Raw genomic sequence first — 14,646 nt, forward strand, 5'->3', positions numbered from 1 at the left:
TTGGGGCATCGACAGGCCCAAACATCAGCTCTGCGAAGCAAGCAGTTTAAGGCCCGCAACCGCGAATACCGCCGAGAGCACACCTTCAATCCAACGCCGCAATCTGGCGTATAGGGCAATCATGGAGGCCGTCGAAAAGACGATGGCGTAGCCACCGAACACCAGGACGCCGAGGATGGCGCAACCGCCAATGATCACCGGTAGCGTGCCTGCGGGAGCATCCTGACGGAACCCCAACGACATGATCGCTATCCAGGCCAGAATCGCCTTCGGGTTTCCGATATGCATGAGAATGCCCTGCCGATAGAGCGATCGATAACAAGGCGTGGCAGCCCTTGCGTCCTTGTTCGTGATGTCGGAGATCGGCTTCAGAGCCGACTTGCCCGCACGAAAAGCCAGATAGAGCAAATAAACACCGCCAACGATCTTGATGACGAAAAGCGCCTCTGCATAGGCGGCCAACGCGGCGGAAATGCCCGTCGCCGCCAGTACTGCCCAGAAGAGTGAGCCCGTGATGACGCCCGCCGCCAAGACGAGGGCGGGCACGCGGCCGTCGCGCATCGCCGTTCCCATGATCGCCATGTTGCTCGGCCCAGGACTGGCGGTGGCGACGAGATAGGTGCCGTAGACGAGTGCTATCTGACTGCCGATCATTCGAATTTCTCCAGAAACAGAAGGCTTCTCCAGCATCAATGCTGGAGGTCTCCGCGGTGAACGATGTGGACCTTGTTTCCGTCGGGGTCGCGCAGATACGCACCGAAGTAACCATCGCCGTAGTGTGGGCGCGGGCCTGGGGCGCCTTCGTCCGTCCCGCCGTGCGCGAGACCCTCGGTGTAGGCCGTCCTCACAGCCTCCTGCGAGGGGGACAAAAAGGCGGCCAGGCAGCCATTGCCGGCCGTCGCCGGCTCGCCATCGAAGGGGATGTAGACATAGAAGCGCGGCAGTGGCGCTTGAATAGCCACCCAGCAAAGCGCCGGAGGCCCGCCATCGGAGGTAACGACGCGGCGTTTCAGGCCGAGCGGAGCAAGCACAGCGTCATAGAAACGACCCGCCCGCTCAAGATCGCGCGCCCCGACGGTAACATGACTGAACATCTGGCCCTCCATGCGCCCGTCATCGCGGTCAGGCGCCTCCTGCAAGTGTGTATTTCGTTCAGCGTCGTCATAGCGTATGTTACACTTGCTGTTTATATGAATAGTGTCATGTGACACTTTTATCGAGGTGGCGAACATGCTCCTTCAATCGCCATGGGCACCACGTCTCGCCGACATAGAGGCGAATGCCGCCGAGCGGCTGGTGCTCGCTCTCGCCGACGACATCATCGAAGGGCGGCTGACGGGAGGCGACCGCCTGCCGGCGCATCGCGATGTCGCATGGAAACTGGGGATTGGCCTCGGCACGGTGACGAAAGCCTATGCCGCTCTTGAACGGCGAGGTCTGACGCGTAGCGTCAAGGGCCGGGGAACGTTCGTGGCGATCCGCCACGCACACAAGGATCGGCAGATCGATCTCTCATCCAACGCCCCGCCGGCAACGCTCAACGCACGCCTTCTGGCGCGGACATTGACCGGGATCGCGCGCAAGATCGATGCGGATCATCTCAATCTCTACGCCCCACCCGCCGGACATCTGGAGCACCGCCGTGTTCTGGCCCGCTGGCTCGAAACACTGGGTCTCATCGTCGATCCGTCGCATCTGGTGCTGACGAGCGGCGCCCGCCAGGCGCTCTCACTGGCCTTCGACCTCGCCTGCGGTCCGCAGGGACTGCTTCTGACCGAACGGATCACCTATCCCGGCGCGATCGCGCTGGCCCGGCGCAAGGGATATCGGATGCAGGGCGTCAGGATCGACGCAGAAGGGATGGTGCCAGAGGCACTGGCAGAGGCGCTCGACAGCGCCGCATCGGCCGGCAGCAAGGCAGTTTACCTCACTCCGACGCTTCACAATCCGACCACCGCCACGATGGGCGGGGAGCGAAGGCAGGCCATCGCGGAAATTTGCCGTCGGGCGGGCGCGCGGATCATCGAGGACGGCGTCTATGCGCCAGCCGGGCCGGCTTTGCCTCCGCTGACGGCATTGGCGCCCGAGATCGCCTTTCATGTGAACGGGCTGTCCAAGTCGCTTGGCCCCGGATTGCAGATCGGCGTGCTCGCGTTGCCGGCTGGTTTTAACGAAACAGCGGAAGACGCCTTGCAAGACATGCCTCTGACCCCCTCGCCGCTCTCCTGTGCAGTGGTCGAGGAATGGCTGATCACCGGCGTCATCCCTTCGATCCAGCGTGATCTGCGCCATGAGGCGCGGCGTCGATCCAGTCTCGCTGTCTCTCTTCTCGGTACGGCCGAACTTGTCTCTGATCCCGATGCTTATAACGCCTGGCTGCCGATGCCGCGCGACGCTGCCAACCATTTCGTATCCGTCGCTGCGGCGACCGGCATCAAACTGACCCCACCGGATTCCATGATGGTGGATCGAGAGGATCGGGCGAGCGGAATTCGGCTTTGCCTTGGCGGCGCATCGTTCGAAGATCTGACCGAGGCACTGACACGTCTGGCGCAGTGGCTAATCGAGATGCGGAGGCAATCTCCGAAATAAGACAAGCGAACACCCCACCTCACGCAACCGCCTGGGCGCCCGTTATTTCGACAAGCGAGCCACAAATGAACGCGGCTTCCTCCGACACGACGACGTTAGAACACGAAGTCGCCTCTCGCAGATAGCTCCCGATTTGCCGTAGCTGGCTCAAAGCAAACAGATTGCTTTGGGCGGGCCTAAGTTGCGATTACGACTTCAGAGGCGCTTCAACATCCGAATAGGCCTGGACAGCGTCTGGCAGCCTCGCGCCACGGATCTCGATCGCTGATACGGAGGCGTTCAGTTCGGCGATTTCGGCGGGCGAGAGCTTGATTGCCGGCGCACCGATGTTCTCGATCATGTGCGCCATCTGCGTCGTTCCGGGGATCGGCACGATCCATGGCTTTTGAGACAAAAGCCATGCCAGAGCGATTTGCCACAGTCTGGCCTGTTTGCGTTCGGCCCAAACTTTCAGGAGCTCGACGAGTGCCAGGTTGTGGGGCAGGTTTTCAGGGGCAAGGCGGGTCTCGATGCCGCGGATATCCCCGGGGGCAAACCGCGTCTGCGCGTCGATCGCACCATTGAGGAAACCCACACCAAGAGGGCTCCACGGCACAAACCCGATGCCGAGTTCCTCGCAAACCGGGATCGCACCGGTCTCCGGGCCGCGCCAAAGCATGGAATATTCACTCTGGACAGCGGTCAGGAGCAGCGCCGCATGTGCTCGGCGTAGCGTGTTCATACCCGTTTCCGATAGGCCCCAATGCAGGACCTTGCCTTCGGACATCAGGTCCTTGACGGACCCGGCGACGTCCTCGATTGGCACCTGCGGATCAACCCGGTGCTGGTACAGAAGGTCAATGCGATCGGTACGCAGCCGCTTCAGCATGCCCTCGACGACAAGCTTGATGTTTCCGCCGTCCGATTTCCGACACAGTCGTGCTGGTATGGGGTCTGCTCCGGTGTGGCGGTTTGCGCCTCAGCGACACCGGCGTTCGTCACTGCGGCCCAGGTGCCCGCTGCCAAAAGCAGGTCTCGACGGTTAAGCTCCATGTTCTTCATGGTCTGGACGCCGAAACTCGGCTCTCTCGAAGTTTCGAGCGTCGGGCTCGTCGGACACATTCCCCCGGCAGATATTGCCTTGCGGCAATATCGATTGGCGCGCGCGATCTGCCCCGCGTCAAGGGCTTGCAGCGACTAAGCCTTGATGCGGATGGCTTTCGGGTCATAGGCGGCCGTAACGTGAGCGGTGACAGCGAAACGGACGCCGGCGAGTTCGACTTCAAAGTTGCCGGACTTCACGAAGTCGGTATCCACGCCGGTTGCATGTTCGATGAGTGCCAGCGCGACCGAACATCCAAGGGTATGGCCGTAGGCGGCCGAGCGCACCTCGCCAACGGGGTTCCCATCGCGAAGGATCAACTCGCCGCCCCAGAGCATTGGCCAGGGATCGTTCACTGTAAACTGCACAATACGGCGAGAAGGTGTGCCCTTCGCCTTTGCGGCAAGATAGGCCTGCCGGCCGATGAAGCCGCCCGTCTTGTCGGCGGCGACTGGCCGAGTTCGGTCAGGACAATCGCCTCGTTCCCATTCGGATCGAGGCGCCGGAAATGCTGATGGACGAAGCGCTGATCTGCTTGCGCGAACGTAGCAACGGCAAGCTTGTCAGCGCCTTCTTCGACATTGCGCGCAGTCTTGCAAAAGCGGCAGCGTGAGCTGTCGGCTTTCATCCGCCTACCCGCCCGATTTCGCGCCTGAGGCCTGAACGACGGTAACTGCGATCATGTGGAAGACATCGTCGACACTGCAGCCGCGCGAGAGGTCGTTGGCCGGTTTGGCGAGCCCCTGCAGGATTGGGCCGATGGCCGTCGCGCCGCCGATCCGCTGCGCAATCTTGTAGCCGATATTCGCCGCATCAAGGTTCGGGAAGACGAAGACATTGGCCTCGCCGTTGAGCGCCGAGTTGGGGGCCTTGGCGGCACTGACGGCCTCGACGAAGGCGCTGTCGAACTGCAGCTCGCCATCGATCACGAGACCGGGTGCTGCGGCATGGGCGAGCCTGGTCGCCTCCACCACCTTGGAAACGCGCTCATGCGCAGCGCTGCCGGCAGTGGAAAACGAGAGCATCGCCACCTTCGCGGGCTTGCCGGCAAGCGCCTCGAAGGAGCGCGCCGACGTCACCGCGATGTCGGCGAGACCCGCGGCATCGGGGTCCACCACGAGGCCGCAATCGGCAAAGACGAAAGCGCCCTTCTTTGCGTGATGCGGCGCACACAGCATCATCAGGAAGAAGCTCGAGACAAGGCTGACATCCGGCGCACGCCCGATGGTCTGGAGGGCGGTGCGCACCGTATCGGCGGTGGTCGCAACCGCCCCGCCAACCGTGCCGTCGGCGGCATCCTCGCGCACCATCATCGCGGCAAAGACGAGCGGCGATCTAACCGCGTCGGCAGCTGCCGCGGCGTCGACGCCCTTGCTTCGGCGCAGCTCATGGTAGGCTGCAGCAAGGCGCGGGGTGAGCGGCGACAACGCCGGATCCTCGATGCGGATTTCGCCCGGGCGCGCGCCGGCGGCCTCCAGCCGCCTCTGAACGACGTTCCGGCCGCCGACGAGCGTAATTTCGGCAATGCCGGCGCGCACGGCGCGCAAGGCCCCCTCGACGATGCGCGGGTCTTCTCCTTCGGCAAGCACGATATGGCGCGGCGCGGATTTCGCGGCTTCGAGAATGCGGTCGAGCGGTTTCATCAGGCGTGCCCCAGATAGTGAATGCCGACGAGGATGAAGAGGGCAATGAAGACGGTTTCGGCGACGATGAGCGCGACGGCGTCGCCACCGACGTCAAGCACGCGCCTGAGCGAGGTGCGCATGCCGACGGCGACGATGCCGGCAATCAGCGCCCAACGGGACGTTTCCATGCCGGCCTTGGCCACCAGTTCAGGTACGAGGCCGAAGGAGTTGAACGCCGCAAAGATCAGAAAGGCGACGACGAAACCGGGCAACAGCGGCGGGCGCTTGCCGGTCTCGCCTTCGGGCTGCGGGATATGGCGCAGCGACAGCGAGAAGATAAGCACGACCGGCGCCAGCATGGTGACGCGGATCAACTTGACGAGCGTCGCCGTCTCGCCCGCTTCCGGTGAGACCGAGAAGCCGGCACCGACGACCTGGGCCACATCATGGATGGTGCCGCCGAAAAAGATGCCGGTGGCCCGTGCATCAAGCCCCATGGTCTGGGCAATGATCGGATATGCGATCATTGCAAGGGTGGAGAGCACCGTGACTGAGAGCACGGTGAAGATCAGGTTGCGCTCGGAAAACTCGTTTTTCGGAAGCACGGCAGCGATCGCCATCGCCGCCGACGCGCCACAGATGGCGACCGAACCGCTGGTGATGAGCGCGAGCCGCCAGCCGCGGCCGAGCAGTTTTGCGGCGAGCAGGCCAATGCCGATGGTGGCCGCGATCGCCGAGACGAGCAGCAGGATCGTGCCGGCGCCAAGCCCGATCAGGAGGTCGACGCTGATCCGCATGCCGAGCAGCGCCACGCCGATGCGCAGCACCTTCTTGGCGCAGAAATCGATCCCGGCGACGCAGCGCCCTTCCTCCGAAAGAAAGTGGAAGGCAATGCCGAGCAAAAGCGCCATCAGCATGGCCGGCGCGCCGTAGTGATCGGAGAGGAACTGTGCGGCGACGGCGACGGCCGCGGTCACGGCAAAGCCCGGCCAATAGGTCGCAAAGCCGTTGGGCACGCTGCGGAAACGTTGGTGGACAGAGGCGGTAAAGGTCATGGTGTCATTCCGGTCGCTCGCGGGAAGCTCAGCCCGCCCGGTTTTCCGGACGGGCATCGTGCAATCGGGTAGGCTCAGGCCCGCTTCTGTGGGCGCATGTCGGCGCGGTCGATGCCGGCCACCGGCACCGGCTTCTTCATCGCGTCGCGACGGAAAGGCTCGCCGAGTTCCTGGTTGAGGATGACTTCGACAAAGGTCGTGACGCCCCTCTTCTGGTCGGCGATCGCGTTGGAAAGCGCGTCGGTGAGTGCTGCCGTGGTGTTGACGGCCACGCCCTTCAGACCGCAGCCTTCGGCCACCTTGGCGTAAGAGAGGTTGGGGTTGAGCTCGGTGCCGACGAAGTTGTTGGCGTACCAGAGCGTCGTGTTGCGCTTTTCAGCGCCCCACTGATAGTTGCGGAAGATCACCATGGTGATGGCCGGCCAGCCCTCGCGGCCGATCGAGCCCATTTCGTTCATCGAGATGCCGAAGGCGCCGTCACCGGCAAAACCGACCACCGGGACGTCAGGGCAACCGATCTTCGCGCCGACGATCGACGGGAAGCCGTAACCGCAGGGGCCGAACATGCCCGGTGCCAGATATTTCCGGCCGGCTTCGAAGGTCGGATAGGCGTTGCCGATCGCGCAATTGTTGCCAATGTCGGTGGAGATGATCGCCTCCTTCGGCAGGGCCGCCTGGATCGCTCGCCAGGCCTGGCGCGGCGACATGCGGTTCGGCTCGCGCGAACGTGCGCTCTCGTTCCATTCCGTGCCCGGATCGTCATCCTCATGATCCATCGAGGAAAGCTGCTGCTGCCAGGCAGAACGGGTCTGGTGGATTGCCGCCTTGCGCTCTTCGCGCCCTGCATCGCCGGCTGACGGTGAGAGCTGCTCGAGGATCTGGCGGGCGACCTGTTTGGCATCGCCGCAGATGCCGACCGACACCTTCTTGGTCAGCCCGATCCGATCGGCGTTGATATCGACCTGGATGATCGAAGCGTTCCTCGGCCAGTAGTCGATGCCATAACCCGGAAGCGTCGAGAAGGGATTGAGCCGGGTACCGAGCGCCAGCACGACGTCGGCCTTAGAGATCAGTTCCATCGCTGCCTTCGAGCCGTTGTAGCCGAGCGGTCCGACCGAGAGGCGATGGCTGCCGGGGAAGGCATCATTGTGCTGGTAGCCACAGCAGACCGGCGCGTCGAGGCGTTCGGCAAGCTTCATGGAATCCGAAATGGCATTGCCGATGACGACGCCGGCACCATTGAGGATAACAGGGAATTTCGCCTCCGACAGCAGCTTTGCGGCCTCAGAGATCGCCTGCGGTCCGCCGGCGGGACGTTCGAAGCGGACGATCGCCGGCAGGTCGACGTCGATCACCTGGGTCCAGTAGTCGCGCGGGATGTTGATCTGCGCAGGCGCACAGCCACGCCAGGCCTTCTCGATGACGCGGTTGAGCACCTCAGGGATACGCGAGGGGTCCCGCACCTCTTCCTGGTAACAGACCATTTCCTCGAACATCGCCATCTGGTCGACTTCCTGGAAGCCGCCCTGGCCGATCGTCTTGTTGGCCGCCTGGGGCGTCACCATCAGAAGCGGCGTGTGGTTCCAGTAGGCGGTCTTGATCGCGGTGATGAAGCCGGTGACGCCAGGGCCGTTCTGGCCGATCGCGACCGACATGGTGCCGGTCGCGCGGCTGAAACCATCGGCCATCATGCCGGCATTGGTCTCATGGGCGCAGTCCCAGAACTTGATGCCGGCCTTCGGGAAGAGGTCCGACACCGGCATCATGGCCGAGCCGATGATGCCGAAGGCATGTTCGAGGCCATGCATCTGAAGAACTTTGACGAAGGCTTCCTCGGTGGTCATTTTCATGGGGTGGTTCCTTTCCTGGCAGTTATTTCAAAGGGTTATAGGATTTCGTCGCGGAGGTAGTACCAGCGGTACATTCCCCATTGGCCAAGCCGCCGGAACGGCGTCAGCAGCCCGTGGCTCGGCAGGGACGAGGTGAAGATCGGTAGGTCGAGACCGCCACCCTTGCCGGCGACCATCTGGGCCATGCGGCGGCCGGCCTGGGCGGAATACATGACGCCGTTGCCGCCATAGCCCATGGCGTAGAACAGCCTCTGGCCCGGATCCGGCTGGAAGATGCGCGGCATCATGTCGTGGCTGACATCCACCCAGCCCCACCAGGAGTAATCGATGTCGATGCCGCGGAGCGCCGGAAACTTGCGATAGAGGCCGGCGAGAAGCAGTTCGAGATGCTTCGGATTGCCGGCATCGCGCCCGGTGATGGCACTGCGGCTACCGATCTGCACCCGGCCATCCGGCAGCATGCGGTAGTAGTGGCGGAGCGTCCGCGTGTCAGTGAGCGGGATGCGGGCTTTGAAGTTCAACGCCTGCAGTTCGCTCGTTGTCAGTGGCCGGGTGACGATCGAGTTCGACAGGATCGGCATCAGCCGGTGGCGGGTGAGCGCGTTCATGCCGGGCGAGGTGTACCCGGCAGTCGCGATGCAGACGGCGCGCGCCCGAACCGTGCCTCCCGGGGTGGTGAGGTAGTGCACGCCGCCCTTGGCCGTGCAATCGAGCACGGGGCTCGACGTATGCACCTTTGCGCCCAGCTTGCGAGCAAGCCTCAAGTAGCCAAAGGCGAGCTTGGCGGCGTGGATGCCCACGCCATCGGGCTCGTACATCGCCCCGCGCGCCTCCTCGTCGCGGACGAAATCGCGGTGGATCTCGTCGCGCGAGACCATGCGGGCGGGATAGCCGAAGGTGTCGTTGAGGACCCGCACCTCGCTTTCGAGCGCCGGCAACATCTTGTCGCGGTGGGCGATATAGAGGTGGCCGCCGTCCTGCGGGTCGCAGTCGATTTCCGGTTCGCGGATCAGGGCGCGAAAGAGGTCGAAGCCTTCGGAAATCTCGGCGTGCATCTTGCGGGCGACGTCGACGCCCCAGCGGGCAATCCACTGCGAGCGCTTCAGACGGCCAGCCGAAAGCTGCGCCTGCCCGCCATTGCGGGTGCTGCAGCCCCAGGCAACGCTGTTTGCCTCCAGCACCGTCGCCTTGATGCCGTGCTCGCGGGCCAGATGAATGGCGCAGGAGAGACCGGTATAGCCCGAGCCGATGACGGCGACGTCGACGTCGATATCCCGCATGACGGGACCGTCATCCTCCGGTTCCGGCCCGGCGGTGCCGATCCAGTAAGTCGGCGCATAGTCCTTGCCCGTGCCAGGGCTGCGGGCATGGTTGGGGTCATAGGCCGGATCGAACGGCTCTCTCGCGGGCTTCAAGGGGGTGGCGCGCAATTGCATGGCTTTCGCTCCAGCGCTCAGTAGCGGGGTTGCAGGACCGGGCGGTTCTTGCGGAACGCCTGCTTGCGCACGATCTTGCCGTTGCGGAAGGTGAAAAGGTCGCAGCCCTCCGCCTCGATGCGGCTGCCGTCGGCCGCCGTGCCGGAGAAGGTCCATTCGGACACGCCACGGTCGCCTTCGACGAAATGGCTGTGATTGCCCCATTCGGCATCCGGCATCGATGTCCAGACGCCGCTGAAGGCGTCAGCAATCGCCGCTCTACCGGTGAAGCGGGCGCCGTAGACCTCGGGTCCGCCGACCGCGTTAAAAACGCAGTCCTCGGCAAAGAAGCGCATGACCCCATCGATGTCGTGCCGGTTGAAGGCATCGAACAAGGTTTTGAGATCGGTTGCAGTCAGTGTCATCGTCCTGTCCTTTGGCTTAGTCGTCAGGCATGGCTTCGCCGGAGACGGGAGACGCCGTCTTCAAAGGCCGCCAGGCCGGGTACGAATGATTTGTCGAAGCTGTCGCCTAGAGCGCCGTGCGTTCAATTGAACGCGCAAAGGAACGCTCTAGCACTTTGATTCTAGGCCATCTTTCCGTCTCCAGTGATTCCACTTGAGAGCGGGAATCTCTGGTTAAAGGCGGCCCTTCCAGGGGATCAGCACCTTTTCGAGGTAGCGGATCAGAAGATCGAAGGCGAAGGCGAAGATGCCGATGATGAAGATGCCCATGATCACCGTGTCGCTTTCGAGGTTTTCGGCCGCGTTCAGAACCATGAAGCCGAGCCCTCGGTTGGCAGCCACCATTTCCGCCGCCACCAGGGTCGTCCAGCCGACACCGATGCCAATGCGCATGCCGGTGAAGATCTCGGGCAAGGCGGCCTTCATGATCACCTGGCTGATCACCTGCCCACGAGTGGCGCCCATCGCATAGGCCGCGTGGATCTGCTCGGTTGAGACCGAACGTACCCCTGCCCTTGCGGCAATCGCCATCGGCGCGAAGATCGCCAGATAGATGAGGAACACCTTCGGGAACTCGCCGATGCCGAGCCAGATGATGACCAGTGGCAGATAGGCAAGCGGCGGCAGCGGCCGGTAAAATTCGATGATCGGATCGAACAGACCGCGCACGAAGCGGTTGACGCCCATCAGGATGCCGATCGGAACCGCCGTTACCAGCGCCAGCAGGAAGGCACCGAAGACGCGACTGATGCTGGCAAGCGTGTGCTGTATCAGGGTCGAGTTCGAAACACCGTCCGTCAGCGCCAGCATGAACTTGTCCCAGACCGCCAGCGGCGACGGCAGGAAAAGCGGCTTGACCCAACCGGATTCGGTAACGAGGAACCAGAGGGCGACGAGCACGAGTGTCGTTGAAAAGCTGATCAATCCGCTGCTTCCGTCACCCGGAGCGCCGAAGATCTTGCCGGCCTTTACGGGCTTGGCCCGTGTCACTCTGTCAAGCATGGGCCACCTCCGGGTTGCCGGACGCACGTTCGTCGCCATAGATGATGCCGAGCACCTCCTCGCGCATGCGGATGAATTCCGGGCTGGATTTGATCGCACGGGCATTGCCCTCGGCGAGGAAACGCTTGTTGAAGTTGAGCTCGTAAGTGTGGGTGATGCGGCCCGGGCGCGGCGACATGACGATCAGCCGCGAGCCGAGGAACAACGCTTCCTCCACGCTGTGGGTGATGAAGAAGAACATCTTGTTGGTGAGCTGCCAGACCTTGAGCAGCAGTTCCTGGATCGTCTCGCGCGTCAGCGCGTCGAGAGCCGCCATCGGCTCGTCCATCAACAGCATGGCCGGGTCGCAGGTCAGCGCCCGCGCGATGCCGACACGTTGCTGCATGCCGCCCGAGAGGTGATAGATCATGTGGCGGTGGAAGTCCTGCAGGCCGACCAGAGCGAGGTTCTTAGTGGCGAGGTCCCGTCGGGTCGCCTTGTCGACGCCGCGCAGCTTGAGGCCGAATTCGGTGTTCTCTATGACGTTCAGCCACGGCAGAAGCGCGTGCTTCTGGAAGACCACGCCACGCTCGGCACCCGGTCCGTTGACTTGGTGGTTGCCAAGCGTGATGTCGCCCTCCGAGGGGGCCATAAAGCCCGCCATCAGGTTGAGCAGCGTCGTCTTTCCGCAACCCGAGGCGCCGAGTGCGACGACGAAGTCGCCGCTGTTGATGGTAAGGTTGACACCTTTCAAGGCGATGATCGCCTGGTCCGAGTACAGGCCCGGATAGGTCAGACTGATGTTCCTGACGCTCAATGTTTCCATGAGAAATGCCTCCCTGCACCTCGGTCACGGTCTTGATGATGGACGCGCCGGCCGCTCCTCAGGACCGGCGCAATCAGCAGATCAAATTATTGCGCGGCCGCCTTGGCAAAGTCGGCGTTCACATAGGGCGCGTAATCGTCGAGCGAATTGCCGATCTGCTTTTGCTCGACGAGGAACTTGGCGCTTTCGGTGAGCGCGCGCGTGGCGCCACCGCCGAGCCAAACCTCGGAGGCCTGCTCATCCGCATTCGGGAACGAAAGAAGACGTAAGGCTTCGACCGTGCTCGGGCCATCGCCGCCGATCAGCTTGACGATGCCCTGGACTTGCTGAGATTCCTCCGTCCACGCCGCCTTGTCGGCATTGTAGTCGGCATAAGCTTTCGCCAGGACCTTGGTGAAGGCCTCCATGAGCTTCGGATTTTCCGCGGCCCAGGCCTTGTCAACCACTAGCCCGTCGAAGGTCGGCACACTCGCATCACCGATCACCTGGGAATCGGAGATCGTCTTGCCAGTCTTCTGAATTTCAGAAAGCGCCGGCGGCCATACATAGGCGGCATCGATATCGCCGCGCTGCCAGGCGGCGACGATTTGCGGCGGCTTCAGATTGAGAATTTCCACTTCGCGCGGGTCAACGTTCCAGACCTTGTTCATGCCGACCAAAAGATGGAAATGCGAGGTCGAGACGAAGGGCACGGCGACCTTCTTGCCCTTGAGGTCCGAGGGCGTTTCGATGCCCGAACCGTCGCGGGCGACCAACGCCTCCGATTGACCGATATTGTCGAGGATCCAGAAGAGTTGCAGTTCGACACCGCGCGTGGCGGCAGCCGCGGTGCCAGTCGAACCGAGAACGCCGATCGGCACGTCGCCCGAGGCGAGCGCCGTCGTGATGTCGCCGGCCGAGCTGAATTGGCGCCAGTCGATCGAGTAACCGGCCTCTTTGGCGGCGGCGTCGAAGCGCCCGTCGGCGATCGCAGCCACAAACGGGCCGACGATCTGCTGATAGCCGACGACGAGCTTCGTTTCGGCATAAGCCACGCCGGATGCGGCAAGGCTCGCCACAATGCTGGCTGCTGCGGCCAGTCGTCTGAAATGTCCATGTAGCATGCTTCGTCCTCCTCTTTGTTTATTCACTGACCGGTTTTTCCGATCTTGCTCATGACGATAAGACCGAGATCCGGCTTGCGTTATATCCAGTATGGAAGTTGAATAGATCCAGATTAACGTCATTGGGGGCCGGCGTCGTGCGGACGAATGTTTCCGAAACCATCTTCTTCATCGATCGCGACAGCGGGATTGGCCTGCAGGCACAGCTGCGCGAAACGATCGTTTCGGCCGTGCTTGCCGGGCGGGTGCAGCCGCACGCGCACCTGCCTTCCACGCGCAAACTCGCGGACTATCTCCGGATCTCGCGCATCACGGTGACGCTCGCCTATCAGGAACTGATCAGCCAAGGCTATGTCGAAGCCGTCAACCGCAGTTCCTATCGTATCGCCGGCAATCCGCCAGGCATGGATGTGGAAGGGGAACGCCCATCGGGCGGCGCCGATCCGGTCGATTGGAGCCGCAAGATCAAGATGAGCTTCGACGTCGTGCGCCAGGTCCACAAACCGCTGGACTGGCGACGCTACCCTTTCCCCTTCCTCTACGGCCAGATGGACCCCACGCTGTTTGACCTCAACGCCTGGCGTGATTGCGCTCGCCGGGCGCTTGCGCGCGAGGACTTCGTGCTGATGGCGAGCGATTTCGCCGCTGCCGACGACGTGCGGCTCGTCAACTACATCTGCTCGCGCACGCTGCCGCGGCGCGGCATTCACGCCACTCCGGACGAAATCCTCGTTACCGTCGGCGCGCAGAATGCGCTCTGGATCGTCACCCGACTGATCCTGGAAAAGGGCTCAGCCGCCGTCTGCGAAAACCCTTGCCACCCGGATATCAGCGCCTCGCTGCTGCTCAGCGGTGCTGACGTCACGACCGTCGACGTCGATCGCGAGGGCCTGTCGCCGGATGCGCTACCGGAGAAAGTCGACGCCGTCTTCGTGACCCCGAGCCACCATTCGCCGACAGGCGCGACCATGCCGGTCGACCGGCGAACGCAACTGCTTGAAGCAGCGGAGGAGAGAGATTTCGTCATTGTCGAGGACGACTACGAGTTCGAGATCAGCTACCTCGCTCCGCCCTCGCCGGCGCTGAAAGCGCTCGATCCGACGGGCCGGGTGCTCTACATCGGCAGCTTCTCAAAATCCCTGTTTCCCGGGCTTCGGCTCGGCTATCTCGTGGCGCCTGCACCCTTCATTCGCGAGGCGCGCGCGCTTCGCTCGCTGATGCTGCGTCACCCGCCCGGCCACCTGCAGCGCACCGCTGCCTATTTTCTGGCGCTCGGCCATTATGACGCCGTACTGCACCGCATGCGGACCGAGTACCACAAGCGTCATGTGCTGATGGCAGAGTCGCTTCGCCGCGAAAACTTGACGATCGCCGGTTCCTCAACCTTCGGCGGCACGTCCTTCTGGATGGAGGGGCCGGAGGGGCTGGATGCCGACCGTCTGGTGAGCGAACTGCGGCAGGACGGCGTGCTGGTCGAATCCGGCTCGCCCTTCTTCCCGAGAAGCGACCAGCCTTGCCGCTATTTCCGCATGGGCTACTCATCCATTCCAAGCGCGAGTATCGCCGAAGGCGTCGCCCGCGTACGCGCCCGCATCGACGTTCTTACTTGCCGCAACAACTCTGGAAAACTGAACTAGCACCCGGCAGCGCGGGG

At 63.0% G+C, this 14,646-nt stretch carries 12 protein-coding genes and 3 pseudogenes; 3 read left to right on the forward strand and 12 right to left on the reverse strand.

The annotated features are described in order from the left end of the window. Positions 1-24 precede the first annotated feature (24 nt). Both ACTJKM_RS29490 and ACTJKM_RS29495 read right to left on the reverse strand, forming a co-directional pair. The gene (locus ACTJKM_RS29490; protein WP_113513579.1) at positions 25-654 is read right to left on the reverse strand and encodes a LysE family translocator; all 630 of its coding nucleotides are present in this window, start codon (positions 652-654) and stop codon (positions 25-27) included. Between the two features lie 35 nt (positions 655-689). Then, a complete protein-coding gene (locus tag ACTJKM_RS29495) occupies positions 690-1,094 on the reverse strand; it encodes a VOC family protein (RefSeq protein ID WP_058321985.1) in 405 nt (134 codons plus the stop codon). A 136-nt stretch (positions 1,095-1,230) separates the two neighbouring features. On the opposite strand from ACTJKM_RS29495, the gene ACTJKM_RS29500 reads away from it, so the two are divergent. Continuing rightward, positions 1,231-2,592 carry a PLP-dependent aminotransferase family protein gene (locus ACTJKM_RS29500; protein WP_440661518.1) on the forward strand — a complete coding sequence of 454 codons (1,362 nt, stop codon included), beginning with the start codon at positions 1,231-1,233 and terminating at the stop codon, positions 2,590-2,592. Positions 2,593-2,779: 187 nt separating this feature from the next. On the opposite strand, the pseudogene ACTJKM_RS29505 reads toward ACTJKM_RS29500, so the two are convergent. Continuing rightward, a pseudogene (locus tag ACTJKM_RS29505) lies at positions 2,780-3,484 on the reverse strand (aldo/keto reductase); the annotation flags it as partial. A gap of 284 nt (positions 3,485-3,768) precedes the next feature. Further along, positions 3,769-4,125: pseudogene (locus ACTJKM_RS29510) on the reverse strand (glycine cleavage T C-terminal barrel domain-containing protein); the annotation flags it as partial. Between the two features lie 2 nt (positions 4,126-4,127). Here ACTJKM_RS29510 and ACTJKM_RS29515 point away from each other — a divergent pair. Beyond that, positions 4,128-4,286: pseudogene (locus tag ACTJKM_RS29515) on the forward strand (LysR family transcriptional regulator); the annotation flags it as partial. Positions 4,287-4,305: 19 nt separating this feature from the next. On the opposite strand, the gene pta reads toward ACTJKM_RS29515, so the two are convergent. The 8 genes from pta to tauA form a co-directional block, all read right to left on the reverse strand. Then, the gene (pta, locus tag ACTJKM_RS29520) at positions 4,306-5,316 is read right to left on the reverse strand and encodes a phosphate acetyltransferase (RefSeq protein ID WP_440638546.1); all 1,011 of its coding nucleotides are present in this window, start codon (positions 5,314-5,316) and stop codon (positions 4,306-4,308) included. Continuing rightward, the gene (locus ACTJKM_RS29525) at positions 5,316-6,353 is read right to left on the reverse strand and encodes a YeiH family protein (protein ID WP_058327850.1); all 1,038 of its coding nucleotides are present in this window, start codon (positions 6,351-6,353) and stop codon (positions 5,316-5,318) included. The genes pta and ACTJKM_RS29525 overlap by 1 nt, the downstream gene beginning before the upstream one ends. A gap of 74 nt (positions 6,354-6,427) precedes the next feature. Then, on the reverse strand, positions 6,428-8,203 hold the full coding sequence (xsc, locus tag ACTJKM_RS29530; RefSeq protein ID WP_058327851.1) for a sulfoacetaldehyde acetyltransferase: 1,776 nt from the start codon (positions 8,201-8,203) through the stop codon (positions 6,428-6,430). Between the two features lie 35 nt (positions 8,204-8,238). Next, complete coding sequence (locus ACTJKM_RS29535) at positions 8,239-9,639, reverse strand: NAD(P)/FAD-dependent oxidoreductase (RefSeq protein WP_113513567.1); 1,401 nt, start codon at positions 9,637-9,639, stop codon at positions 8,239-8,241. A 17-nt stretch (positions 9,640-9,656) separates the two neighbouring features. Next, positions 9,657-10,037 carry a nuclear transport factor 2 family protein gene (locus tag ACTJKM_RS29540; protein WP_113513688.1) on the reverse strand — a complete coding sequence of 127 codons (381 nt, stop codon included), beginning with the start codon at positions 10,035-10,037 and terminating at the stop codon, positions 9,657-9,659. A 219-nt stretch (positions 10,038-10,256) separates the two neighbouring features. Continuing rightward, the gene (locus ACTJKM_RS29545; protein WP_058327854.1) at positions 10,257-11,084 is read right to left on the reverse strand and encodes an ABC transporter permease subunit; all 828 of its coding nucleotides are present in this window, start codon (positions 11,082-11,084) and stop codon (positions 10,257-10,259) included. Next, the gene (locus tag ACTJKM_RS29550) at positions 11,077-11,889 is read right to left on the reverse strand and encodes a taurine ABC transporter ATP-binding protein (RefSeq protein WP_034790429.1); all 813 of its coding nucleotides are present in this window, start codon (positions 11,887-11,889) and stop codon (positions 11,077-11,079) included. The genes ACTJKM_RS29545 and ACTJKM_RS29550 overlap by 8 nt, the downstream gene beginning before the upstream one ends. Positions 11,890-11,975: 86 nt before the next feature. Beyond that, the gene (tauA, locus tag ACTJKM_RS29555; RefSeq protein WP_440661519.1) at positions 11,976-12,992 is read right to left on the reverse strand and encodes a taurine ABC transporter substrate-binding protein; all 1,017 of its coding nucleotides are present in this window, start codon (positions 12,990-12,992) and stop codon (positions 11,976-11,978) included. Positions 12,993-13,129: 137 nt separating this feature from the next. On the opposite strand from tauA, the gene pdxR reads away from it, so the two are divergent. Beyond that, positions 13,130-14,629, forward strand: a complete 1,500-nt coding sequence (gene pdxR / locus ACTJKM_RS29560) for a MocR-like pyridoxine biosynthesis transcription factor PdxR (RefSeq protein ID WP_440661521.1) — start codon at positions 13,130-13,132, stop codon at positions 14,627-14,629. Positions 14,630-14,646: the final 17 nt, after the last annotated feature.

It is taken from the genome of Ensifer sp. 22460 (assembly GCF_052044935.1).
In the GTDB taxonomy this organism is placed as follows: domain Bacteria; phylum Pseudomonadota; class Alphaproteobacteria; order Rhizobiales; family Rhizobiaceae; genus Ensifer.